The following is a 22,265-nucleotide window of genomic DNA, read 5'->3' as shown; positions in this document are numbered from 1 at the left end:
GCGAAGGCGTGCTGAGGCCCCTTATCAGGTTCAAGGGCCTATTCGCCGGCAAGCCGGCTCCTACAGAAGTTGGGCAAAAATCGTACAAGTCAGATTGATTTGATTCTCAATATCATTTAATAATGAAAATCATTAATCAATGAGCCCAGGTCATGAGTTCTGCCTTGCACGAGCAGCCCTACCTCGAAAGCTGGCGCTGGATGAGTCGCCAGATCCGTTGCGCGCTGGAGCCGGATGAGCCGCGTCTGATTGAGCACTACCTGGCCGAAGGGCGCTATCTGGCGTGTTGCACCTCCATGTCGGCGTGGCGCGTCGCTGAAACCTCCTTCCGTTTATTGATCGATACCGCTACCGATACCGCATTGCCCTGGCACTGGCGCAGCCTGTGCCTGGATCAGGCCTGGCGCCCGCTGCGCGACATGGAGCGGTTGTCTTTGTGCAAGTGCCGGCTCAAGCGCTGGCAAAGCCATGCCTGGCGGTTGGCGACGGTGTCGCTGCTGCCTTCCATTCCCCTGATTGAACTGGTGCAAGGATTTCCCGATGAGTAACTTCCGTATCGAACGTGACAGCATGGGCGAACTGCAGGTCCCGGAGCAGGCGCTGTACGGCGCACAGACCCAGCGGGCGGTGGATAACTTTCCCATCAGCGGCCAGCGCATGCCGGCAGCCTTCATCCGGGCTCTGATCCTGGCCAAGGCCGCGGCGGCCCGGGCCAACGTCGAGCTGGGGCAGTTGAGCCAATCCCAGGGCAAGGCCATTGTCGATGCCGCTCAGGGCCTCCTGGAAGGCGACTTCATGCAGCACTTCCCGGTGGACATCTTCCAGACCGGTTCCGGCACCAGTTCCAACATGAATGCCAACGAAGTGCTGGCGACCCTGGCCGGCCGCCTGTTGGGCGAACCGGTCAATCCCAACGACCACGTCAACTGTGGTCAGAGCAGCAACGACATCATTCCCACCACCATTCACGTCAGCGCCGCCCTGAGCCTGCACGAACGCTTGTTGCCGGCATTGGTGCACCTGGTGGACGTCATCGAGCGCAAGGCGGTGCAGGTGCATCCCTTCATCAAGACCGGGCGTACTCACCTGATGGACGCCATGCCGGTGCGCATGAGCCAGGTGCTGGACGGCTGGGCGCAACAGCTCAAGGCCAACATCGCTCACTTGCAGGATCTGCTGCCGAGCCTGCAGGCCCTGGCCCAGGGCGGCACCGCGGTGGGCACAGGGATCAACGCCCACCCCGAGTTCGCTGCGCGCTTCTGCCAGCAGTTGAGCCACCTGACCCAGGTGCCGTTCACCCCGGGCAAGAACCTGTTCGCCCTGATCGGTTCGCAGGACACCGCAGTGACGGTATCCGGTCAGCTCAAGGCCACCGCGGTGTCGTTGATGAAGATCGCCAACGACCTGCGCTGGATGAACTCAGGCCCGCTGGCGGGATTGGGCGAGATTGAGCTGCAAGGGTTGCAGCCGGGGTCGTCGATCATGCCGGGCAAGGTCAATCCGGTGATTCCGGAGGCGGTGGCGATGGTTGCCGCCCAAGTCATTGGCAACGACAGCACCATCACCGTGGCCGGCCAATCGGGCAACTTCGAGCTCAATGTGATGCTGCCGGTCATCGCCCAGAACCTGCTGGGCAGCATCGAGCTGCTGGCCAACTCCAGCCGGCTGCTGGCGGACAAGGCCATTGCCAGCTTCAAGGTCAATGAGCCCAAGCTCAAGGAAGCGCTGGCGCGCAACCCGATCCTGGTCACCGCCCTGAACCCGATCATCGGTTACCAGAAGGCCGCGGAAATTGCCAAGACCGCCTACAGGCAGGGACGGCCGGTGATCGATGTGGCGTTGGAACTCACCGATCTGCCGCGTAGCCAGCTCGAAACTCTGCTGGATCCGGAAAAACTCACCGCAGGCGGCCTGTAACCCTCGACACCGTTTTGGAGGCGCACCATGGAGCACTGGAAACGCACGATCGAAAGGGCCAATCGTCTCTTTATGCAGGGCGAACTGGTGGATGCTCGCGAGTTCTACCTGCAGGCGCTGGCGCTGGCTCAGGTGTTGTTCGAGCGCTGGGCGGATGCCGACGAAGCGGTGGCGGCCTGCGTGATTTCCCATCACAACCTGGCGGACCTGCATCTACGCCTGAACCAGCCGGAGGAGAGCGCGGAATACCTCTGTGCCATCCATCAGCGCCTGCTGCAGACCATGCAGGACAGTCGCCTGAACCCGGCCTTGCGCGAAGCGGCCTGGCGCCAGAGCAGCAAGACTTACGTCGAGCTGCTGAATTTCATCGGCGAGCACGGTGAATACCCCCGCACTCATCGCTTGCTGGGCGGCAACGTCACGGGCCTGTCGACCGACAGCCCGCGCGCCGGCGGCACCTTTTTCGGAGTTCATTGATATGTCCTTTACCTTGCCTGCACTGCCTTACGCCTACGACGCCCTGGAGCCGCACATCGATGCGCAGACCATGGAGATTCACTACAGCAAGCACCACCAGACCTACATCAACAACCTGAATGCCGCAGTGGAGGGCACCGAATGGGCCGGTTGGGAGATCGACAAGCTGGTGGCCAGCGTCCAGCAACTGCCTGAGCCGCTCCGGGCCGCAGTGATCAACCAAGGTGGTGGGCATGCCAATCATTCACTGTTCTGGGCCGTCATGACCCCGGCCGGCGGTGGCCAGCCCGAAGGTGCCTTGGGGCAGGCCATCGAGCAGCAACTGGGCGGTTTCGAACGCTTCAAGGAGGCCTTCACCAAGGCCGCGCTGACCCGTTTCGGCAGCGGCTGGGCCTGGCTCAGCGTGACCCCGGAGAAAAAGCTGGTGGTGGAAAGCAGCGGCAATCAGGACAGTCCGCTGATGAACGGCAATACGCCCATTCTGGGGCTGGACGTGTGGGAGCACGCCTATTACCTGCGATATCAGAACCGGCGGCCGGAATACATCAACGCGTTCTACAACGTGATCAACTGGCCGGAAGTGGCTCAGCGCTACCGGGCCGCGATGGCTTGATCCCTTCTCCTGAAAACAAGATCTAAGGCCGACTATGGGCACTGAAACACTGGCGATCAGCAGCGGACGAATGTTTCGCTATGCCTTCGGTTCGCTGTTGCTGTTGGCGGGGACCGCTTTGCTGGTGGCTCAAGGGCTGAGCTGGCTAAGCCTGGAACCGCGCCTGCTGCGTGCCTTGCAAGGCGGTTCCATTTGCGCGCTGGGCACGGCATTGGGGGCGGTCCCGGTGCTGGTGATCCGGCAAATGCCGGTGGCGGTGAGCGACACCCTGCTGGGTTTTGGTGCCGGAGTGATGCTGGCGGCGACGGCGTTTTCACTGGTTGTCCCCGGCATTGCCGCAGCCCAGGACCTGGGCTTGTCTGCCTGGGGCTCCAGCGGCCTGATCTGTGCCGGCATCATGCTGGGGGCCCTTGTTCTGTTCCTGGTGGACCGCAAGATTTCCGGCGGCAGCCCGGAGTTGCTGGTGGGCACGCCGGAGCATCCAGTGATTGCCCCGCGGATCTGGTTGTTCGTCTTCGCGATCATTGCCCACAACATTCCTGAAGGGATGGCGGTGGGGGTGTCGGCCGGAGGCGGCATGCCGGATGCGGACAGTCTGGCCATGGGCATTGCCCTGCAGGATGTACCGGAAGGGCTGGTGATTGCCCTGGTGTTGGCGGGGGCGGGGATGTCGCGGGGCAAGGCGTTCCTGATCGGCGCCGCTTCAGGCCTGGTGGAGCCGGTCTTTGCCTTGCTCTGTGCCTGGCTGGTGAGCCTGGCGCAGGTGCTGCTGCCCTTGGGCCTGGCCCTGGCAGCGGGGGCGATGCTGCTGGTGGTCACTCATGAAGTGATTCCGGAGTCGCGTCGCAATGGCCATGACAAGCTTGCCAGTCTCGGCCTATGTATCGGTTTCTGCCTGATGATGGTGATGGATACCGCACTGGCCTGAATGCCGCTCGTGCTTACTCGCCTTCGTCGAAGTAGTTGTTGATCAGGGCAACCAGTGCATCCAGTGCTTCCTGTTCCTGCTCGCCTTCGGTCTTGAGGTGGATCTTGGTGCCCTTGCCGGCGGCGAGCATCATCATGGCCATGATGCTTTTGCCATCGACCATGGATTCCGGGGTCCTGCCGGCGCGGATCTGGCAGGGAAACTGGCCGGCCACGCCGACGAACTTGGCTGAGGCGCGGGCGTGCAGGCCCAGTTTGTTGATGATCTCGATTTCCAGAGCTGGCATCGCGGGGTAGATCCTTTCAGCTAAGGTCGCGGTGGCGAACCTGGACGTTCTTCAGGGTTTTTTGCAACACCTTGCCCAGGCGCTCGGTCAGGTACACGGAGCGGTGGTGCCCGCCGGTGCAGCCTATGGCAATGGTCACGTAGGCGCGGTTGCTGGCGGCGAAGCGCGGCAGCCACTTGAGCAGATAGCTTTCGATGTCCTGGAACATCTCTTCGACATCGGGTTGCGCAGCCAGGTATTCCGCCACCGGGGCGTCGAGTCCGGATTGGGCACGCAGCTCGGGTTTCCAATACGGGTTGGGCAGGCAGCGAACGTCAAACACCAGATCGGCATCCACCGGCATGCCGCGCTTGAAACCAAAGGACTCCACCAGGAACGCGGTGCCGGGTTCCGGCTGGTTCAACAGGCGCAGCTTGATGGTGTCCCGCAGTTGGTAGAGGTTCAGATTAGTGGTGTTGACCTTGAGATCGGCCAGATCGACGATCGGGCCCAGCAGCTGGGTTTCGTCGTGGATGGCTTCGGCCAGTGAGCGATTGGCACTGCTCAGCGGGTGACGACGACGAGTTTCCGAGAAACGCTTGAGCAGGGTTTCCTCGTCGGCATCCAGATAAAGAACGTCACACTGGATATGCCGGCTGCGCACTTCCTCCAGCAGTTCGGGGAAGCGTGACAGATGGCTGGGCAGGTTGCGGGCGTCGATGGACACCGCAACCAGCGGTTGCGCCAGTTCAGTGTGAATCAAAGCGCGTTCGGCCAGCTCGGGCAGCAAGCCGGCGGGCAGGTTGTCGATGCAGTAGTAGCCGTGGTCCTCAAGAACATCGAGGGCGGTGCTTTTACCTGAGCCGGAACGGCCGCTGACGATGATCAAGCGCATGATTACTGACCGTTTTGCTCGTCCAGGACAACCTGATACAAGGCTTCGTTGCTGGTGGCACTGCGCAGGCGCTCGCGGACTTCCTTGCGATCGAGCATGCTGGCTATCTGCCGCAGCAGTTCCAGATGAGCATCGGTGGCGGCTTCCGGGACCAGCAGGACGAACAGCAGGTCGACCGGGGCGCCGTCGATGGCGTCGAAATCGATGGGAGCGTCCAGGTGCATCAGTGCACTGATGGGAGACTCGCAGCCTTTGAGGCGGCAGTGGGGAATGGCGATGCCATTGCCAAAACCGGTGGAGCCGAGTTTTTCGCGGGCGATCAGGCTCTCGAAGACGTCCTGCATCTCCAGATCAGGCACTTCACGGCTGATCAGGTTGGCAATTTGTTCGAGGGCGCGTTTTTTACTGCCGCCCGGCACGTTCACCAGGGAACGGCCGGGGGTCAGGATGCTTTCAAGTCGGATCATGGGAGGGGAGTGTTAGCGACCCGTGCCTTGGAGAAGGTGGAGTTGCTTTTCCTTATGCTTTTTCAGTTGGCGGTCAAGCTTGTCCGTGAGCAGGTCGATTGCGGCATACATATCGTCATGTTCTGCATTGGCGACGACCTCCCCACCGTGGATGTGCAGGGTGGCTTCGATTTTCTGCTTCAGTTTCTCGACGGCCATGGTGACCTGCACATTGGTAATCTTGTCGAAATGCCGCTCCAGCCGGTCGAGTTTTTCGCCGATGTAAGCGCGCAGAGGTTCAGTCACTTCGAGTTGGTGTCCACTGATGTTGACTTGCATACAGCTTCTCCTTCGTTGCCAGTGCATAACGCGGCAGGCTGAGGTGCCTGCCACCTAGACCATGCCTGCAACCAGCTGGCTCAGCCAGCTTGCAGGCACACTCCGAAACGCTGTGGCCGGCCCGGCGGTTACATCAACCGCTTCCGTTCGCTGGAAGGCGCGATCCCAAGGGATTCGCGGTACTTGGCGACGGTCCGGCGGGCTACCTGAATGCCTTGTGCCTCCAGTAAACCAGCGATCTTGCTGTCACTCAACGGCTTTTTCTGATTTTCCGCAGCCACCAGTTTTTTGATGATCGCGCGGATTGCCGTGGACGAGCATTCGCCGCCTTCCGAGGTGCTGACGTGGCTGGAGAAAAAGTATTTCAGTTCATATATGCCCCGGGGGGTATGCATGAATTTTTGCGTGGTCACCCGGGAAATCGTTGATTCGTGCATGCCGACCGCTTCGGCAATGTCATGCAGAACCAGGGGTTTCATGGCTTCGTCGCCATATTCGAGGAAGCCCCGTTGGTGCTCGACGATCTGGGTGGCCACTTTCATCAGGGTTTCGTTGCGGCTCTGCAGGCTCTTGATGAACCAGCGGGCTTCCTGCAACTGATTGCGCATGAAGGTGTTGTCGGCGCTGGTGTCGGCGCGGCGAACAAAACCGGCGTACTGTGCGTTGACCCGCAGGCGTGGCACGGATTCCTGGTTCAGCTCCACCAACCAGCGCTCGTTGTCCTTGCGCACGATGACGTCCGGAACCACGTACTCGGCTTCGCTGGATTCGATCTGCGAGCCGGGACGCGGGTTGAGACTTTGCACCAGTTCGATGACCTGGCGCAGTTCGTCTTCCTTGAGCTTCATGCGACGCATCAACTGGCTGTAGTCGCGACTGCCCAGGAGGTCGATGTAATCGCTGACCAGGCGCTGGGCCTCGCTCAGCCAGGGAGTTTTCACCGGCAGCTGGCGCAACTGCAGGAGCAGGCATTCGCCCAGGTTGCGTGCGCCGATGCCGGCAGGTTCGAATTGCTGGATGCGATGCAGGACGGCTTCGATCTCGTCCAGCTCGATGTCCAGCTCAGGATCGAAGGCCTCGAGGATCTCCTCAAGGGTTTCGTCCAGGTAGCCCTGATTGTTGATGCAATCGATCAGGGTCACGGCGATCAGGCGATCGGTGTCCGACATCGGGGCCAGGTTCAGTTGCCAGAGCAGGTGGCTCTGCAGGCTTTCTCCGGCCGATGTGCGAGTGGTGAAGTCCCACTCGTCGTCATCGCTGCTGGGCAGGCTGCTGGCGCTGGTCTGGTAGACGTCTTCCCAGGCGGTATCCACCGGCAATTCGTTGGGGATGCGTTCGTTCCATTCGCCTTCCTCGAGGTTGTCCACCGTGGGGGCGGTTTCCTGGTAGGAGGGTTCCTGGATTTCGGTATTGGGTTTGGACTCGGTGTTGTCGGCCAGGGGGTCGCTGTTGTCGAAGTCGTCGCCGTCTTCCTGGCGTTCGAGCATCGGGTTGGACTCCAGGGCTTCCTGGATTTCCTGTTGCAGGTCCAGGGTCGACAATTGGAGCAGGCGGATGGCCTGTTGCAGCTGCGGTGTCATCGTCAGCTGCTGGCCCATTCTCAGGACTAGCGATGGTTTCATGGCAGGGGCTTAACACCTTATTTGCCGGCGCACATGCGCCATCCACTACAGGGCGCCGAAGCGCCAAACATAAGCAAATTATATGCCTGAAACTGAAGTGTTTGCCTAGAGCGCTGTAACAATAAAGTTTGTGGGGATTTATCGTTTGCGGCGCTCTGGCGTCTGGCCCGACACCTCAGCCGTTACAGGCGGAACTCATGGCCCAGATAGACTTCCTTGACCAGTTCGTTGGCCAGGATGGTCTCGGAGTCGCCCTCGGCGATCAGTTGCCCGTCATTGACGATATAGGCAGTCTCACAGATGTCCAGGGTTTCCCGGACGTTGTGGTCAGTGATCAGTACACCGATGCCTTTGGCCTTCAGGTGATGGATGATCTGCTTGATATCGCCGACCGAGATCGGGTCGACACCGGCGAAGGGTTCGTCCAGCAGGATGAACTTGGGTGCGGTCGCCAGCGCCCGGGCGATTTCCACGCGGCGGCGCTCGCCACCGGACAGGCTCATGCCGAGATTGTCGCGGATGTGGTTGATGTGGAATTCCTGCAGCAGGCTTTCCAGCTCCTGGCGGCGGCCGGCCTTGTCGAGCTCCTTGCGGGTCTCGAGGATGGCCATGATGTTGTCTGCGACCGACAGCTTGCGAAAGATCGAGGCTTCCTGAGGCAGATAGCCGATACCGGCGCGGGCGCGACCGTGCATCGGTTGGTGGCTGACATCCAGGTCGTCGATCAGGACGCGGCCCTGATCAGCCTGGACCAGACCGACGATCATGTAGAAGCAGGTGGTCTTGCCGGCGCCGTTGGGGCCGAGCAGGCCGACGATCTGCCCGCTGTCGATGGACAGGCTGACATCACGCACGACCTGGCGGCTCTTGTAGCTCTTGGCCAGGTGCTGGGCTTTTAGAGTTGCCATTACTGGGCCTTTTGCTCGTCGGTTTTCTTTTTCGGCTGGATGACCATGTCGATCCGCGGACGTGGCGCGGTGACCGAGCTGCCGTTGGCGCGACCGGCGTTAGCCACTTGCTTGACGGTGTCGTAGACGATCTTCTCGCCTTCGGTGGTGTTGCCGTCGTTGATGACCTTGGCCTTGTCGATCAGCACGATGCGGTTCTGCTGGGCATGGTACTGGATGGTCACGGCGTAGGCCTGGACCGGTTTCGGGTCGGTCTGCTTCTGCAGCTGCTCGAAGTAGGCCAGGTTGCCCACCGACGTCACGACATCGATTTCGCCAGTCTTGGATCGGGTGATGGTCACGGTGTTGCCGGTGATCTTCATCGAGCCCTGGGTGATGATCACATCGCCCTTGTAGGTGGCCACGCCGTTCTTGTCGTCCAGCTGGGCGTCGTCGGCCTGAATGCGGATTGGCTGTTGGCTATCGTTCGGCAGAGCCCAGGCGCTCACGCTTCCCAGTGCTGCGCCCAGACTGAGCAAAATAGGGAGGGTTTTAACGAGCCTCATACTGTCCTCTTACGTTCGATAGCAGGTTCATCCTGCCGTCTTTCAAATACGCTTTCATTCCCTTGGCAGTGGTCACGCCGTCGGCGCCGTCGATTCTAACGGCTTGCTCGGTCTGCGCATATTGCTTCTGCGGGAATACTGTCATGCGGCTGGTGGTGATCAGCAGGTTGCGGTTGTGCTCGTCGGTGCGGGAAACCCGAACCGAGTCGATCAGCTCGACCTCGGTGCCGTCCGGATTGACTTCGCCGCGCTCGCTCTGGACGTGCCAGGGATAAGTGGTGCCGCGGTACATCTGCAGGTCGGGCTTGGTCAGCAGTGTCACTTCGCTGGCCTTGATGTGTTCGACCTTGTCCGAGGTCATTTCGTACTGCAGTTTGCCGTCGGGCAGGTACTGCACGCTGCGGGCGTTGATCGCGTAATAGTCGATGGCGCTCTCGTCGACCTGCACCACTGGCTTGTCGAGGAAGCGTTCCGGGCTGATGTTCCAGTAGCCGACCGCCGCGAACAGCAGGGCGATGGTCCCGAAGATCAGGATGGTGCGAATCTTTTTACTCAGCATGGGAGGGCTCTATAAATAAGCGGCATTGGCTGCTTCAAGGCGATCCTGGGCGCGCAGGATCAGCTCGCAGAACTCCCGTGCGGCACCTTCGCCGCCGCGGGCAACGGTAATGCCGTGGGCGTGTTCGCGGACAAAGCTGGCAGCGTTGGCCACCGCCATGCCCAGGCCGACACGGCGGATCACCGGCAGGTCGGGCAGGTCGTCACCCAGGTAGGCGACCTGTTCATAGCTTAGGCCCAGTTGGGCAAGAAGCTCGTCCAGTACCACCAGCTTGTCTTCGCGGCCCTGGTACAGATGGGGGATCCCCAGGTTCTTGGCGCGGCGTTCCACCACCGGGGTCTTGCGCCCGCTGATGATCGCGGTCTGCACTCCGGCGGCCATGAGCATCTTGATGCCTTGGCCATCGAGGGTATTGAAAGTCTTGAATTCGCTGCCGTCTTCAAGGAAGTACAGGCGACCGTCGGTCAGGACGCCATCGACGTCGAAGACCGCCAGCTTGATGTGTTTACCGCGTTGCAGCAGGTCGGCACTCATTTACATCACTCCCGCGCGCAGCAGGTCGTGCATGTTCAAGGCGCCGATCGGCCGGTCTTCCTTGTCCACCACCACCAGGGCGCTGATTTTATGGTCTTCCATGATCTTCAGGGCTTCGGCGGCCAGCATATCGGCACGGGCGGTCTTGCCATGAGGGGTCATGACCGAATCGATGGTGGCGTGGTGGATATCGATGGCGCGATCCAGGGTGCGGCGCAGGTCGCCGTCGGTGAAGATCCCGGCCAGGCGGCCGTCGGCCTCGAGGATCACGGTCATGCCCAGGCCCTTGCGGGTCATTTCCATGAGCGCATCCTTGAGCAGGGTGCCCCGTTGCACCTGTGGCAGGTCGTTGCCTTCGTGCATCACGTTCTCGACCTTGAGCAGCAGGCGGCGGCCCAGGGCGCCTCCAGGATGGGAGAAGGCGAAGTCTTCGGCGGTGAAACCGCGGGCTTCCAGCAGGGCCACGGCCAGGGCGTCGCCCATCACCAGGGCTGCGGTGGTCGAGGAGGTGGGGGCCAGGTTCAGCGGGCAGGCCTCGTGTTCGACATGCACATTCAGGTTGACGTCGGCGGCCTTGGCCAGCGGCGACTCGGGGTTGCCGGTCAGGCTGATCAATTGGATGCCCAGGCGCTTGATCAGCGGCAGCAAGGTGACGATTTCGTTGGTGGAGCCGGAGTTAGAGAGGGCCAGGATCACGTCGTCGCGGGTGATCATGCCCATGTCGCCGTGGCTGGCTTCGGCCGGATGGACAAAGAAAGCGGTGGTTCCGGTGCTCGCCAGGGTCGCGGCGATCTTGTTGCCGATGTGCCCGGACTTGCCCATGCCGACCACGACCACTCGGCCTTTGCTGGCCAGAATCATCTCGCAAGCGCGTACGAAATCTGCGTCGATATGGGGCAGCAAGCCTTCTACGGCCTGAAGTTCGAGGCGGATGGTGCGTTGTGCTGATTGAATCAGGTCGCTGGATTGGCTCATGTCTGAAATCGTATAGCCCGATGAAAAGGCGGCGATTATAGCGGTAATGAACAAATCCCTCACGCAAGTTCGTCAGCCTTTGTCCGTCCGGTATCAGGATTCCTCCGATTTCGCCTGTCCTAGACCTGAACGTTCACGGCTTCGGCCTTGGGGGCGTCGTATCAGCAGTGATATAGTTCGCCGCCAGTTCGGCCTGCCCAGGGGCACGTACTCCCGGCAGGGAGCCAAGCGTCCGAGTGATAGGCTGCATCGCAAGGAGTTTAGATGAGTGCCGATAACGCCTACGCGGTCGAGCTGAAGGGACTGTCCTTCAAGCGCGGTGCGCGCAGCATTTTCAATAACGTGGATATCCGTATTCCGCGGGGCAAGGTCACCGGCATCATGGGGCCTTCCGGCTGCGGAAAAACCACCCTGTTGCGCTTGATGGGCATGCAGTTGCGGCCCAGCAGCGGCGAAGTGTGGGTCAACGGCCAGAATCTGCCGACCCTCTCGCGCAGCGATCTGTTCGATGCGCGCAAGCAAATGGGCGTGCTGTTTCAGAGTGGCGCACTGTTTACCGATCTGGATGTGTTCGAGAACGTGGCTTTTCCGCTGCGGGTGCATACCGAACTGCCGGACGAGATGATTCGCGACATTGTCCTGCTCAAGCTGCAGGCGGTGGGCCTGCGTGGTGCCGTCGACCTGATGCCCGACGAGCTGTCCGGCGGCATGAAGCGTCGGGTCGCCCTGGCCCGGGCCATCGCCCTGGACCCGCAGATTCTCATGTATGACGAACCCTTCGTGGGTCAGGACCCGATCGCCATGGGCGTCCTGGTGCGGCTGATCCGCCTGCTCAACGATGCCCTGGGCATTACCAGCATCGTGGTGTCCCACGATCTTGCGGAAACCGCGAGCATTGCCGATTACCTCTATGTAGTCGGTGATGGCCAGGTATTGGGTCAGGGAACTCCTGACGAACTGATGGACTCCGACAATCCGCGTATCCGTCAATTCATGAAGGGGGATCCCGACGGCCCGGTGCCGTTTCACTTTCCAGCGACGGATTACCGCGCAGATCTTCTGGGGAAGCGCTGATGCGCAAAATATCGCTAATCGAGAGGGTTCGCCTCTTCGGTCGCTCAGGCATCGATGTCCTGGCGGTACTGGGGCGTTCCACCCTGTTCCTGTTTCACGCGCTGCTGGGACGTGGCGGCATCGGCGGCAGTTTCGGCCTGCTGATCAAGCAACTGCACTCCGTGGGCGTGATGTCCCTGGTGATCATCGTCGTGTCCGGAGTCTTCATCGGCATGGTGCTGGCGCTGCAGGGCTTCAACATTCTCTCCAGCTACGGTTCGGAGCAGGCGGTGGGGCAGATGGTCGCCCTGACCCTGTTGCGTGAGCTGGGACCGGTGGTTACCGCGCTGCTGTTTGCCGGTCGTGCCGGTTCGGCGCTGACTGCCGAGATCGGCAACATGAAATCCACCGAGCAGCTCTCCAGTCTGGAGATGATCGGGGTCGACCCGCTCAAGTACATCATCGCGCCACGCCTGTGGGCCGGCTTCATCTCCCTGCCGCTGCTGGCGATGATTTTCAGCGTAGTGGGCATCTGGGGCGGCTCCTGGGTTGCTGTGGACTGGCTGGGTGTCTATGAAGGTTCCTACTGGTCGAACATGCAGAACAGCGTGACCTTCAGCGGTGACGTACTCAATGGTGTGATCAAGAGTATCGTTTTTGCGTTTGTAGTGACCTGGATCGCCGTATTCCAAGGCTACGACTGTGAGCCCACTTCAGAGGGGATCAGCCGTGCCACTACCAAGACCGTTGTGTACGCCTCGTTGGCCGTACTCGGCTTGGACTTTATTCTGACCGCCTTGATGTTTGGAGATTTCTGATGCAAAACCGCACCCTGGAAATCGGTGTCGGCCTTTTCCTGCTGGCCGGCATCCTGGCTTTGCTGTTGCTTGCCCTGCGAGTCAGTGGCTTGTCTCCGAGCGCAAGCACCGATACCTACAAGCTTTACGCCTACTTCGACAATATCGCCGGTTTGACGGTCAGAGCTAAGGTGACCATGGCCGGGGTAACCATCGGCAAGGTCACGGCGATCGATCTGGACCGCGACAGCTTCACCGGTCGGGTCACCATGCAACTGGAGAAACGTGTGGATAATCTGCCGACTGACTCCACTGCATCTATTCTGACGGCTGGCCTGTTGGGTGAGAAATACATCGGTATCAGCGTGGGCGGGGAAGAAGCCTTGCTCAAGGATGGCGGGACCATCCACGACACCCAGTCGTCGCTGGTGCTGGAGGACCTGATCGGTAAATTCCTGCTCAATACCGTTAGCAAAGACGCCAAATGAGGAGTTTTTCGATGATCTCTATCTTGCGACGTGGCCTGTTGGTGCTGCTGGCGGCCCTGCCGTTGCTGGCCAATGCGGCCGGTGCACCTTCCGCACACGATCTGGTGCAGGACACCACCACCCGCCTGCTGGCGGATCTGGCGGCCAACAAGGAAAAGTACAAGCAAAGCCCGAACGACTTCTACAACGCCCTGAACGGCATTGTCGGTCCGGTGGTGGATGCCGACGGCATCTCCCGCAGCATCATGACCGTGAAGTATTCGCGCAAGGCCACACCGGAGCAGATGGCGCGCTTCCAGGAGAACTTCAAGCGCAGCCTGATGCAGTTCTATGGCAACGCCTTGCTCGAGTACAACAACCAGGGCATCACCGTTTCTCCGGCCAAGGATGAAAGCGGCACCCGTACCAGCGTGGACATGCAGGTCAAAGGCAACAACGGCGCTATCTATCCGGTGTCCTACACCCTGGAAAAGATCAACGACGAGTGGAAAGTGCGTAACGTGATCATCAACGGCATCAACATCGGCAAGCTGTTCCGTGATCAGTTCGCCGACGCTATGCAGCGCAACGGCAACAACCTGGACAAGACCATCGACGGCTGGGCCGGCGAAGTGGCCAAGGCCAAGGAAGTCACCGAAGACGCCGCCCATAAGGCTGCACAATGAGTGAGTCGGCCGTACGCCTGGGTGACGCCGGGGAGCTGCTGATCAGCGGCGTGCTGGATTACCGCAGCGGCCCGGGCCTGCGCAAGCAGGGCCTGGCGCTGATCAAGTCGAGCCCGGGCACCGCCCTGGTACTCGATTGCTCGGCGGTGGAAAAATCCAGCAGTGTCGGTCTGGCCCTGTTGCTGGCCTTCATTCGCGATGGTCAGGGGCTGGGCAAGACAGTGAGCGTTCGCGCCCTGCCCGAGGACATGCGGGAAATCGCCGAGGTATCCGGGGTCACCGAGATCCTCCTCCATCCGTAGTTACCCACATCTATATAGAAGCCCCCCGTCAGAGTCCTGCTATGCGGGGTTCGCAGGCGCGGGGCTTTTTTGTATGATGTCCGACCCGCGCGCACAGGGCGCCGATTGAGGTTGAGCATGCAGGCCAACGAAGTGAAGAGCTTTCTTGAGGGAAAGCTGCCCGGAGCTCAGGTAGAAGTTGAGGGCGAAGGCTGCAACTTTCAGCTGAACGTGATTAGCGACGAACTGGTGGCCTTGAGCCCGGTCAAGCGTCAGCAGAGCATCTATGCCCATTTGAATCCATGGATTGCCGATGGCAGCATCCACGCGATCACCATGAAATTTTTCAGCCGCGCGGCCTGGGCCGAGCGCACCTGAGCCCAAGGGCGTCGAGACTGTTATGGATAAATTGATTATTACCGGCGGCGTTCGCCTTGATGGCGAGATCCGCATTTCCGGGGCCAAGAACTCCGCGCTGCCGATTCTGGCGGCAACCCTGCTGTGCGATGGCCCGGTCACCGTGGCCAACCTGCCGCACCTGCACGACATCACCACCATGATCGAGCTGTTCGGTCGCATGGGCATCGAACCGGTGATCGACGAGAAGCTCAGTGTCGAAATCGACCCGCGCACCATCAAGACCCTGGTGGCGCCTTACGAGCTGGTGAAAACCATGCGCGCCTCGATCCTGGTGCTGGGCCCGATGGTTGCCCGCTTCGGTGAGGCCGAAGTGGCCCTGCCAGGCGGTTGCGCCATCGGCTCGCGCCCGGTTGACCTGCACATCCGCGGCCTGGAAGCCATGGGCGCGGTGATCGACGTCGAAGGCGGCTACATCAAGGCCAAGGCCCCTGAAGGCGGCCTGCGCGGCGCGAACTTCTTCTTCGATACCGTGAGCGTGACCGGTACCGAGAACATCATGATGGCCGCGGCGTTGGCCCGGGGCCGCAGCGTGCTGCAGAACGCCGCCCGCGAACCTGAAGTCGTCGACCTGGCAAACTTCCTGATCGCCATGGGTGCGAAGATTTCCGGCGCCGGCACCGACACCATCACCATCGATGGTGTCGAGCGTCTGCATTCGGCGATCTACAAGGTCATGCCCGACCGTATCGAAACCGGCACCTACCTGGTGGCGGCTGCCGTCACCGGCGGCCGGGTCAAGGTCAAGGACACCGATCCGACCATCCTTGAAGCCGTACTGGAAAAACTCAAGGAAGCAGGCGCCGAAGTCACCACCGGCAGCGACTGGATCGAGCTCAACATGCACGGCAAGCGCCCCAAGGCGGTCAACGTGCGTACCGCTCCGTACCCGGCGTTCCCGACCGACATGCAAGCGCAGTTCATTTCCCTGAACGCGATTGCCGAAGGCACGGGCGCGGTGATCGAAACCATCTTCGAAAACCGCTTCATGCACGTATACGAACTGCACCGCATGGGCGCCAAGATCCAGGTCGAAGGCAACACTGCGATCGTCACCGGCACCGAAATCCTCAAGGGCGCGCCGGTCATGGCCACCGACCTGCGGGCCTCGGCCAGCCTGGTGATCTCGGCCCTGATGGCCGAAGGCGACACCCTGATCGACCGCATCTACCATATCGACCGTGGTTACGAGTGCATCGAAGAGAAGCTGCAGATGCTCGGCGCCAAGATCCGCCGCGTACCGGGCTAGTAGCATGACGGGCACAGGGAGGTGCCCACAGCCGAATCTGTTCCACGTCGAGCCTGTCTTCAGGCTCGACGCATGTCTGGCGCCGTTTGCGTCCGGGCATCAGTCGCCGCATAAGGACTTACGTTACTCATGTTGACCATCGCACTGTCCAAGGGCCGTATCCTCGACGACACGCTGCCGCTTCTGGCTGAAGCGGGCATCGTGCCAACCGAGAATCCGGACAAGAGCCGCAAACTGATCATCCCCACGACTCAGGACGATGTTCGCCTGCTGATCGTGCGCGCTACCGATGTGCCGACCTATGTCGAGCATGGCGCTGCCGACCTCGGGGTGGCCGGCAAGGACGTCCTGATGGAGTACTCCGGCCAGGGCCTGTACGAACCACTGGACCTGCAGATTGCCCAGTGCAAGCTGATGACCGCCGGAGCCATTGGCGCCGTCGAACCCAAGGGGCGCCTGCGCGTGGCCACCAAGTTCGTCAACGTGGCCAAGCGTTACTACGCCGAACAGGGCCGCCAGGTGGACATCATCAAGCTCTACGGCTCGATGGAGCTGGCGCCGCTGATCGGTCTGGCGGACAAGATCATCGACGTGGTCGACACCGGCAACACCCTGCGGGCCAACGGCCTGGAGCCCCAGGAACTGATCGCCACCATCAGCTCCCGCCTGGTGGTCAACAAGGCATCGATGAAGATGCAGCACGCCCGTATCCAGGCGTTGATCGACACCCTGCGCAAGGCAGTGGAATCGCGACACCGCGGTTGATTCACATGCGTGGCCTTGAGCCGCGCCCATCTATCCGCGTCATAGCCAGAATGCTCAGGTGCCCACGCGGATGGCTTGGTAGTCTTGCGGCGCCTGAGCTTTGCAAATCCAAGCTTGCCCTTTTGTGCACTCGCCAATCATTGAGGCCTTCGCTATGACCGCTCCGACTGCAATTCGCCGACTCAACGCTGCCGACCCGGATTTTGCCCGTCATCTGGATCATCTGCTGAGCTGGGAAAGTGTCTCTGACGATTCGGTCAATCAGCGGGTGCTGGACATCATCAAGGCCGTGCGCGAGCGCGGTGACGCGGCGCTGGTGGAGTTCACCCAGCGTTTCGACGGCCTGCAAGTGGCCTCCATGGCCGACCTGATCCTGCCGCGCGAGCGCCTGGAGCTGGCCCTGACCCGAATCACCGTGGCCCAGCGCGAAGCCCTGGAAAAGGCCGCGGCGCGGGTGCGCAGCTATCACGAGAAGCAGAAGCAGGACTCCTGGAGCTACACCGAGGCCGACGGCACGGTGCTGGGCCAGAAGGTCACGCCGCTGGACCGCGCCGGCCTGTACGTGCCGGGGGGCAAGGCTTCCTACCCGTCGTCGGTGCTGATGAACGCGATTCCGGCCAAGGTGGCGGGCGTGACCGAGGTGGTGATGGTGGTGCCGACCCCGCGCGGCGAGGTCAATGAGCTGGTGCTGGCGGCGGCCTGCATTGCCGGGGTCGACCGAGTCTTCACCATCGGCGGCGCCCAGGCCGTGGCCGCGCTGGCCTACGGCACCGAAAGCGTGCCCCAGGTGGACAAGGTGGTCGGTCCGGGCAACATCTATGTGGCCACCGCCAAGCGCCATGTGTTTGGCCAGGTCGGCATCGACATGATCGCCGGTCCGTCGGAGATCCTCGTGGTCTGTGACGGCCAGACCGATCCGGACTGGATCGCCATGGACCTGTTCTCCCAGGCCGAACACGACGAAGACGCCCAGGCGATCCTGGTCAGCCCGGACGCCGAGTTCCTGGACAAGGTGGCGGCGAGCATCGCCAAGTTGCTGCCGACCATGGAGCGTGCGGAAATCATCAACACCTCGATCAATGGCCGTGGCGCCCTGATCCAGGTTCGCGACATGCAGCAGGCCATGGACGTGGCCAACCGCATTGCCCCCGAGCACCTGGAGCTGTCGGTGGCCGACCCGCAAGCCTGGCTGCCGCAGATCCGCCACGCCGGGGCGATCTTCATGGGCCGTCACACCTCCGAGGCGCTGGGCGATTACTGCGCCGGGCCGAACCACGTGCTGCCGACGTCCGGTACTGCGCGTTTCTCCTCACCGCTGGGGGTGTATGACTTCCAGAAACGCTCGTCGATCATCTTCTGCTCCGAGCAGGGTGCGTCCGAGCTGGGCCGGACCGCCTCGGTGCTGGCCCGTGGCGAGTCGCTGACCGCCCACGCCCGCAGCGCCGAATACCGCATCGTCGACGACCAAGATCAGGGGCAATGAACATGAGCAAATTCTGGAGTCCGTTCGTCAAGAACCTGGTGCCCTACGTGCCGGGCGAGCAACCCAAGCTGACCAAGCTGGTCAAGCTCAACACCAACGAAAACCCCTATGGCCCGTCGCCCAAGGCCCTGGCGGCGATGCAGGCCGAGCTCAACGACAACCTGCGCCTGTATCCCGATCCCAACAGCGACCTGCTCAAGCAGGCGGTGGCCCGCTATTACGGGGTGCAGGGCAATCAGGTGTTCCTTGGCAACGGTTCCGACGAAGTCCTGGCGCACATTTTCCATGGCCTGCTGCAGCAGGATAAGCCGCTGCTGTTCCCGGACATCAGCTACAGCTTCTACCCGGTGTATTGCGGCCTGTACGGCATCGACTACCAGGCGGTGCCCCTGGACGAACAGTTCCAGATCCGTGTGGCCGACTACGCCCAGCCCAACGGCGGGATCATCTTCCCCAACCCGAATGCGCCCACCGGCTGCCTGCTGGCCCTGGACGCGGTGGAGCAGATCCTCCAGGCCAGCCCGGATTCGGTGGTGGTCGTGGACGAAGCCTATATCGACTTCGGCGGCCAGACCGCCATCAGCCTGGTGGACCGCTACCCCAACCTGCTGGTGACCCAGACCCTGTCCAAGTCGCGCTCCCTGGCCGGCTTGCGGGTGGGCCTGGCAGTGGGGCATCCGGACCTGATCGAGGCCCTGGAGCGGATCAAGAACAGCTTCAACTCCTACCCGCTGGATCGCCTGGCCATTGTGGGTGCAGCGGCGGCCTTCGAGGACCGCGAGTACTTTGCCAAGACCTGTCAGCTGGTGATCGAAAGCCGCGAGTGGGTGGTGGCGCAGTTGCAGGCCAAGGGGTTTGAAGTGCTGCCGTCGGCGGCCAACTTCATCTTTGCCCGCCACCCGCAGCACGACGCAGCCGGCCTGGCGGCCAAGCTGCGTGAGCAAGGGGTGATCGTGCGTCACTTCAAGCAGGAACGGATCGCCCAATTCCTGCGGATCAGCATAGGCACGCCGGAGCAGAACCAGGCGCTGATCGACGGGTTGGGGCAGCTTTAAGCCGCAAGCTGCAAATTTAGAAGCCCAGAGCCAATGCTTGGAGCCTCTCGCCTGCAGCTACAAGCTTGCCGCTTGTAGCTGCAGCCCCCCGGCTGCTCTCACTCGTGGTGCGGCTCGCCGAGGAAGGTCAGGGAGCTGAACAGGCCGCGTGAAGCCACATCCGGGTCGTCCTTGAGCGGCACGTCAAGCTCTGCGGCAATCACGTTCAAGCCTTCATTTCTCACCAACACTTGAGCGCGTCCCTGGGCATCGGTTTCGGTGCTCAGGGTGCTCGGTGCATTGCGGTAGTCGCCGATCAACTTGACCCCAGCCACGGGCTGCCCATCCAGCAGTACCCGCACCGGCAGGCTATTGCCCTGGCCGACGGTCAGCGGGTCGACTTCCGGCAGGATCAGCAGCTTGAGCTGTTCCAGCTTGGGTAGCTTCGCCCCCGCTTGATAGATCGCCAGGCTGTACTTGAAGGTGTGGGTCGAGGCGATGGCCCCCGCAACTTTGCTGCGCCCCTGGTTGACCCAGCGTTTGTCCGCCGTTTGTGACCAGGGACCGTTGTCCAGCGCCACCGCCAGCACCGCCGGTGGCTTGAGGGGTTGCAGGCGCGCATGGTCAGCCAGGCGTTGCACGGTCACTGGAATCATTCTGGCCGCCGCGTCGTAGGCCCAGGTACCACTGATCTTCTGGGCCTTGAAGGCGTCGTCTTCGGCGCCGTGGCCGTAGATCACTTCGATATTGCCGCGGCGCTGTTCGGTCCACAGACCGTGGGCCGAGGCCTGGGTTGTACCCAGGGTGGCGAGCAGGCCCAGCAGGGCGATTGATTTGAGGTTGTGCATGGCGATTTCCGGCTACAGGTTGAGTGTCAGGCTGACGGTGAAGTTGCGCGGCTCGCCGGGCGTGACCCAGTAGTTGCTGTAGGAGCGCTCGTAGTACTTCTCGTCGAACAGGTTGTTCAGGTTCAGGCCCAGGGTCAGGTTGTCGCTGGCCTTGTAATGGGCCAGCAGGTCCAGGGTGCGATAGGCCGGCAGCTCGAAGCTGCCGCCGGCCTCGCCGGAGCGATCGCCGACGTAGGTCAGGGCGGCGCCGACGTCCGAGCCTTTGAATCGTCCGTCCTGGAACTCATAGACGCCCAGCAAGCTGCCACTGTGCTTGGCCACGCCGAGTATGCGACTGCCGGTCGGGATCGTCTGGTCGCCCTTGGTCACTTCGGCATCGATCAGCGCATAAGCACCAATCACCCGCACCGCGTCAGTCAACTGGCCGCTCACTTGCATGTCCAAGCCCTGACTGCGGGCCTTGCCCACGGCTCGGCTGAAGTCGCTGCCGGGGTCCAGGGCCAGGACGTTTTCCTTGTCGATGCGGAAGGCGGCGAGGGTGGCGCTCAGACGCTCGTCGAACAGCTCGCTCTTGATCCCCACTTCATAACCGACCCCTTCCTCGGGCTTGAAGGTCTTGCCGGCCGCATCCAGCCCGTTGTTGGGCTTGAACGAGGTGGAGGCGTTGGCGAACAGGCCCACTTGCGGCGTCAGTTGATAGAGCAGGCCGGCACGCTGGGTCAGGGCGTCGTGGCTCTGGCGGCTGCGCTTGCCGTTGGTGTGGTCGTCGATCCGTTGTTCGAAGTGTTCAAGGCGGGCACCGAGCATGCCTCGCAGGCGATCGGTGAAGATAATCTGGTCCTGCAGGTTGAGGGCCTGGCTTTCGACATGCTCGAAAAAGTCCGTGCCGGAACGTTTGCCGTTGGGCTTGGCCTGGCCGTAGATCGGGTCGTAGATGTCGACAGCGTAGGCGCCGCCGGCGAGGGTGGTGACCCGCTCGTTCTTGCGGTAGTTCTCGTATTCGCTGCCGATCAGCAGTTCGTGCTGCCAACTGCCGATGTCGAACAGGCCGCGCAGTTCCAGCTGGGTGATGCTGTCGTGCCAGTTGTTGTCGCGCTCGCGATAGCGCCGGTTGACGGTGTGCTGGTCGGCATTCAACGGGCGGGTTTCCGAGGCGAAGCCCCACAACTTGCCTTCCTTGTAGTGGCTGGCCAGGCGCAGCTTCCAGCTGTCGTTGAGGTGATGTTCCAGGGCGGCCTGGAGCATGGTGTTGTGGTTGTCGATGTTGCCGTCGCTGGGTTCGCCGAGGAAGGTCGAGCGCGAGACGCCGCTCCAGCGGTTGTTGGGGGCGACGATGCCGCGGTCGAAGGTCGAGCTGTGGCGCACGAATTCGCTTTCCACCAGCAGGTTGGTGTCCGGGTTCAACTGCCAGCTGAAGGAGGGGGCGACGAACACCCGGCGACTGTCGACGTGGTCGCGAAAGCTGTGGTTGTCCTCCACCGCCAGGTTGACCCGGGACAGCAGGTCGCCCTCGGCATCCAGCGGGGTGTTGAGGTCCAGGGCGGTGCGGTAGCGGTCCCAGCTGCCGGCACTGGTCTGCAGGGTGGTGAAGGCTTCGGGCTGGGGTTTCTTGGTCACGATGTTCACCGTGCCGCCGGGGTCGCCACGGCCATAGAGGCTGGCGGCCGGGCCCTTGAGCACTTCGATGCGCTCGATGTTGGCGGCGTCCGGGGTGCTGGGGTAACCGCGGTTGGCGCTGAAGCCGTCCTTGTAGAATTCCGAGGTGGTGAAGCCGCGCACGCTGTATTCATACAGGGTCAGACCGCCGAAGTTGTTCTGCTTGGCGACTCCGCCGGCAAACTCCAGGGCGCGTTCGACATTGTGGCTGCCCAGGTCCTTGAGCACGCTGGCGGGGATCACGCTGACGGACTGCGGGATATCGCGGATTGCCGTATCGGTCTTGGTGGCACTGGCCGAGCGGGTGGCCCGGTAGCCCTTGACCGGACCGGTGGCGGACTCGTACTCGGTGCTGATGCGGGTGGTTTCCAGCTCCAGGGTTTGCGGTTCTTCGGCGAGCAGGGGGTCGGCCAGCAGGCCGAGTGCCAGACCGGCCAGGGGGAGGATTTTTCGGGACGTCATGGGGCTGTTCCAATAGCAATATTGAAACAATATAACATGACCGA

At 61.8% G+C, this 22,265-nt stretch carries 27 protein-coding genes; 15 read left to right on the top strand and 12 right to left on the bottom strand.

Features of this window, described 5'->3' with window-relative positions; translation table 11 throughout:
- Positions 1 to 152 precede the first annotated feature (152 nt).
- The 5 genes from L1O02_RS26360 to L1O02_RS26340 are packed head-to-tail and all read left to right on the top strand — an operon-like array spanning position 153 to position 3,935.
- Complete coding sequence (locus L1O02_RS26360) at positions 153 to 548, top strand: hypothetical protein (protein ID WP_060837544.1); 396 nt, start codon at positions 153 to 155, stop codon at positions 546 to 548.
- Positions 541 to 1,917, top strand: coding sequence for a class II fumarate hydratase (locus tag L1O02_RS26355; protein ID WP_060837545.1), 1,377 nt, complete (start codon positions 541 to 543; stop codon positions 1,915 to 1,917). The genes L1O02_RS26360 and L1O02_RS26355 overlap by 8 nt, the downstream gene beginning before the upstream one ends.
- A 27-nt stretch (positions 1,918 to 1,944) precedes the next feature.
- Complete coding sequence (locus L1O02_RS26350; RefSeq protein WP_060837546.1) at positions 1,945 to 2,394, top strand: hypothetical protein; 450 nt, start codon at positions 1,945 to 1,947, stop codon at positions 2,392 to 2,394.
- A 1-nt stretch (position 2,395) separates the two neighbouring features.
- On the top strand, positions 2,396 to 3,007 hold the full coding sequence (locus tag L1O02_RS26345) for a superoxide dismutase (protein WP_060837547.1): 612 nt from the start codon (positions 2,396 to 2,398) through the stop codon (positions 3,005 to 3,007).
- 34 nt (positions 3,008 to 3,041) lie between these two features.
- Positions 3,042 to 3,935 (top strand): ZIP family metal transporter, encoded by an 894-nt coding sequence (locus L1O02_RS26340; RefSeq protein WP_060837548.1) that lies wholly within the window; start codon positions 3,042 to 3,044, stop codon positions 3,933 to 3,935.
- 13 nt (positions 3,936 to 3,948) lie between these two features.
- On the opposite strand, the gene L1O02_RS26335 is transcribed toward L1O02_RS26340, so the two are convergent.
- From L1O02_RS26335 to L1O02_RS26290, 10 genes are all read right to left on the bottom strand, one after another.
- Positions 3,949 to 4,221 carry an HPr family phosphocarrier protein gene (locus L1O02_RS26335; RefSeq protein ID WP_060837549.1) on the bottom strand — a complete coding sequence of 91 codons (273 nt, stop codon included), beginning with the start codon at positions 4,219 to 4,221 and terminating at the stop codon, positions 3,949 to 3,951.
- 16 nt (positions 4,222 to 4,237) lie between these two features.
- The gene (rapZ, locus tag L1O02_RS26330; RefSeq protein WP_016966640.1) at positions 4,238 to 5,095 is read right to left on the bottom strand and encodes an RNase adapter RapZ; all 858 of its coding nucleotides are present in this window, start codon (positions 5,093 to 5,095) and stop codon (positions 4,238 to 4,240) included.
- 2 nt (positions 5,096 to 5,097) lie between these two features.
- Positions 5,098 to 5,562, bottom strand: coding sequence for a PTS IIA-like nitrogen regulatory protein PtsN (ptsN, locus tag L1O02_RS26325; protein WP_235758983.1), 465 nt, complete (start codon positions 5,560 to 5,562; stop codon positions 5,098 to 5,100).
- A gap of 12 nt (positions 5,563 to 5,574) precedes the next feature.
- The gene (gene raiA, locus L1O02_RS26320) at positions 5,575 to 5,880 is read right to left on the bottom strand and encodes a ribosome-associated translation inhibitor RaiA (RefSeq protein WP_016966642.1); all 306 of its coding nucleotides are present in this window, start codon (positions 5,878 to 5,880) and stop codon (positions 5,575 to 5,577) included.
- 128 nt (positions 5,881 to 6,008) lie between these two features.
- The gene (locus L1O02_RS26315) at positions 6,009 to 7,502 is read right to left on the bottom strand and encodes an RNA polymerase factor sigma-54 (RefSeq protein ID WP_108544260.1); all 1,494 of its coding nucleotides are present in this window, start codon (positions 7,500 to 7,502) and stop codon (positions 6,009 to 6,011) included.
- 182 nt (positions 7,503 to 7,684) lie between these two features.
- The gene (gene lptB, locus L1O02_RS26310; RefSeq protein ID WP_011059270.1) at positions 7,685 to 8,410 is read right to left on the bottom strand and encodes an LPS export ABC transporter ATP-binding protein; all 726 of its coding nucleotides are present in this window, start codon (positions 8,408 to 8,410) and stop codon (positions 7,685 to 7,687) included.
- Positions 8,410 to 8,955, bottom strand: a complete 546-nt coding sequence (gene lptA, locus L1O02_RS26305) for a lipopolysaccharide transport periplasmic protein LptA (protein WP_011059271.1) — start codon at positions 8,953 to 8,955, stop codon at positions 8,410 to 8,412. The genes lptB and lptA overlap by 1 nt, the downstream gene beginning before the upstream one ends.
- Complete coding sequence (lptC, locus tag L1O02_RS26300) at positions 8,942 to 9,514, bottom strand: LPS export ABC transporter periplasmic protein LptC (RefSeq protein ID WP_016966644.1); 573 nt, start codon at positions 9,512 to 9,514, stop codon at positions 8,942 to 8,944. The genes lptA and lptC overlap by 14 nt, the downstream gene beginning before the upstream one ends.
- Positions 9,515 to 9,523: 9 nt before the next feature.
- Entirely contained in the window at positions 9,524 to 10,048 is a 525-nt protein-coding gene (locus L1O02_RS26295) for an HAD family hydrolase (protein WP_060842494.1), read from the bottom strand.
- Positions 10,049 to 11,023 (bottom strand): KpsF/GutQ family sugar-phosphate isomerase, encoded by a 975-nt coding sequence (locus L1O02_RS26290; RefSeq protein ID WP_060837553.1) that lies wholly within the window; start codon positions 11,021 to 11,023, stop codon positions 10,049 to 10,051.
- Positions 11,024 to 11,287: 264 nt separating this feature from the next.
- Here L1O02_RS26290 and L1O02_RS26285 point away from each other — a divergent pair, with 264 nt between their 5' ends.
- From L1O02_RS26285 to hisC, 10 genes are all read left to right on the top strand, one after another.
- Entirely contained in the window at positions 11,288 to 12,097 is an 810-nt protein-coding gene (locus tag L1O02_RS26285) for an ATP-binding cassette domain-containing protein (RefSeq protein WP_016966646.1), read from the top strand.
- A complete protein-coding gene (gene mlaE / locus L1O02_RS26280) occupies positions 12,097 to 12,894 on the top strand; it encodes a lipid asymmetry maintenance ABC transporter permease subunit MlaE (RefSeq protein ID WP_016966647.1) in 798 nt (265 codons plus the stop codon). The genes L1O02_RS26285 and mlaE overlap by 1 nt, the downstream gene beginning before the upstream one ends.
- Positions 12,894 to 13,361, top strand: coding sequence for an outer membrane lipid asymmetry maintenance protein MlaD (gene mlaD, locus L1O02_RS26275; protein WP_016966648.1), 468 nt, complete (start codon positions 12,894 to 12,896; stop codon positions 13,359 to 13,361). The genes mlaE and mlaD overlap by 1 nt, the downstream gene beginning before the upstream one ends.
- A gap of 11 nt (positions 13,362 to 13,372) precedes the next feature.
- The gene (locus tag L1O02_RS26270; protein ID WP_060837555.1) at positions 13,373 to 14,026 is read left to right on the top strand and encodes an ABC transporter substrate-binding protein; all 654 of its coding nucleotides are present in this window, start codon (positions 13,373 to 13,375) and stop codon (positions 14,024 to 14,026) included.
- Positions 14,023 to 14,328: an STAS domain-containing protein gene (locus tag L1O02_RS26265; protein ID WP_047301785.1), complete on the top strand. Its 306-nt coding sequence runs from the start codon at positions 14,023 to 14,025 to the stop codon at positions 14,326 to 14,328. The genes L1O02_RS26270 and L1O02_RS26265 overlap by 4 nt, the downstream gene beginning before the upstream one ends.
- A 117-nt stretch (positions 14,329 to 14,445) precedes the next feature.
- Positions 14,446 to 14,685 (top strand): BolA family protein, encoded by a 240-nt coding sequence (locus L1O02_RS26260; RefSeq protein ID WP_016966651.1) that lies wholly within the window; start codon positions 14,446 to 14,448, stop codon positions 14,683 to 14,685.
- 22 nt (positions 14,686 to 14,707) lie between these two features.
- Positions 14,708 to 15,973 carry a UDP-N-acetylglucosamine 1-carboxyvinyltransferase gene (gene murA / locus L1O02_RS26255; RefSeq protein ID WP_011059281.1) on the top strand — a complete coding sequence of 422 codons (1,266 nt, stop codon included), beginning with the start codon at positions 14,708 to 14,710 and terminating at the stop codon, positions 15,971 to 15,973.
- 129 nt (positions 15,974 to 16,102) lie between these two features.
- Positions 16,103 to 16,738: an ATP phosphoribosyltransferase gene (hisG, locus tag L1O02_RS26250; RefSeq protein WP_016968619.1), complete on the top strand. Its 636-nt coding sequence runs from the start codon at positions 16,103 to 16,105 to the stop codon at positions 16,736 to 16,738.
- Between the two features lie 154 nt (positions 16,739 to 16,892).
- Positions 16,893 to 18,221 carry a histidinol dehydrogenase gene (gene hisD, locus L1O02_RS26245; protein ID WP_047283941.1) on the top strand — a complete coding sequence of 443 codons (1,329 nt, stop codon included), beginning with the start codon at positions 16,893 to 16,895 and terminating at the stop codon, positions 18,219 to 18,221.
- A 2-nt stretch (positions 18,222 to 18,223) separates the two neighbouring features.
- Positions 18,224 to 19,276, top strand: coding sequence for a histidinol-phosphate transaminase (gene hisC / locus L1O02_RS26240; RefSeq protein WP_060845069.1), 1,053 nt, complete (start codon positions 18,224 to 18,226; stop codon positions 19,274 to 19,276).
- Between the two features lie 98 nt (positions 19,277 to 19,374).
- Here hisC and L1O02_RS26235 read toward each other — a convergent pair whose 3' ends face one another.
- Positions 19,375 to 20,103 (bottom strand): DUF4198 domain-containing protein, encoded by a 729-nt coding sequence (locus L1O02_RS26235; RefSeq protein WP_235758981.1) that lies wholly within the window; start codon positions 20,101 to 20,103, stop codon positions 19,375 to 19,377.
- Positions 20,104 to 20,115: 12 nt separating this feature from the next.
- Positions 20,116 to 22,221 carry a TonB-dependent siderophore receptor gene (locus tag L1O02_RS26230; RefSeq protein WP_060837557.1) on the bottom strand — a complete coding sequence of 702 codons (2,106 nt, stop codon included), beginning with the start codon at positions 22,219 to 22,221 and terminating at the stop codon, positions 20,116 to 20,118.
- Between the last annotated feature and the right edge of the window lie 44 nt (positions 22,222 to 22,265).

Source organism: Pseudomonas sp. BC42 (assembly GCF_021560055.1).
Taxonomy (GTDB): domain Bacteria; phylum Pseudomonadota; class Gammaproteobacteria; order Pseudomonadales; family Pseudomonadaceae; genus Aquipseudomonas.
Note: the sequence above shows the minus strand (reverse complement) of the source record. Positions and strands in the feature narration are given on the sequence as shown.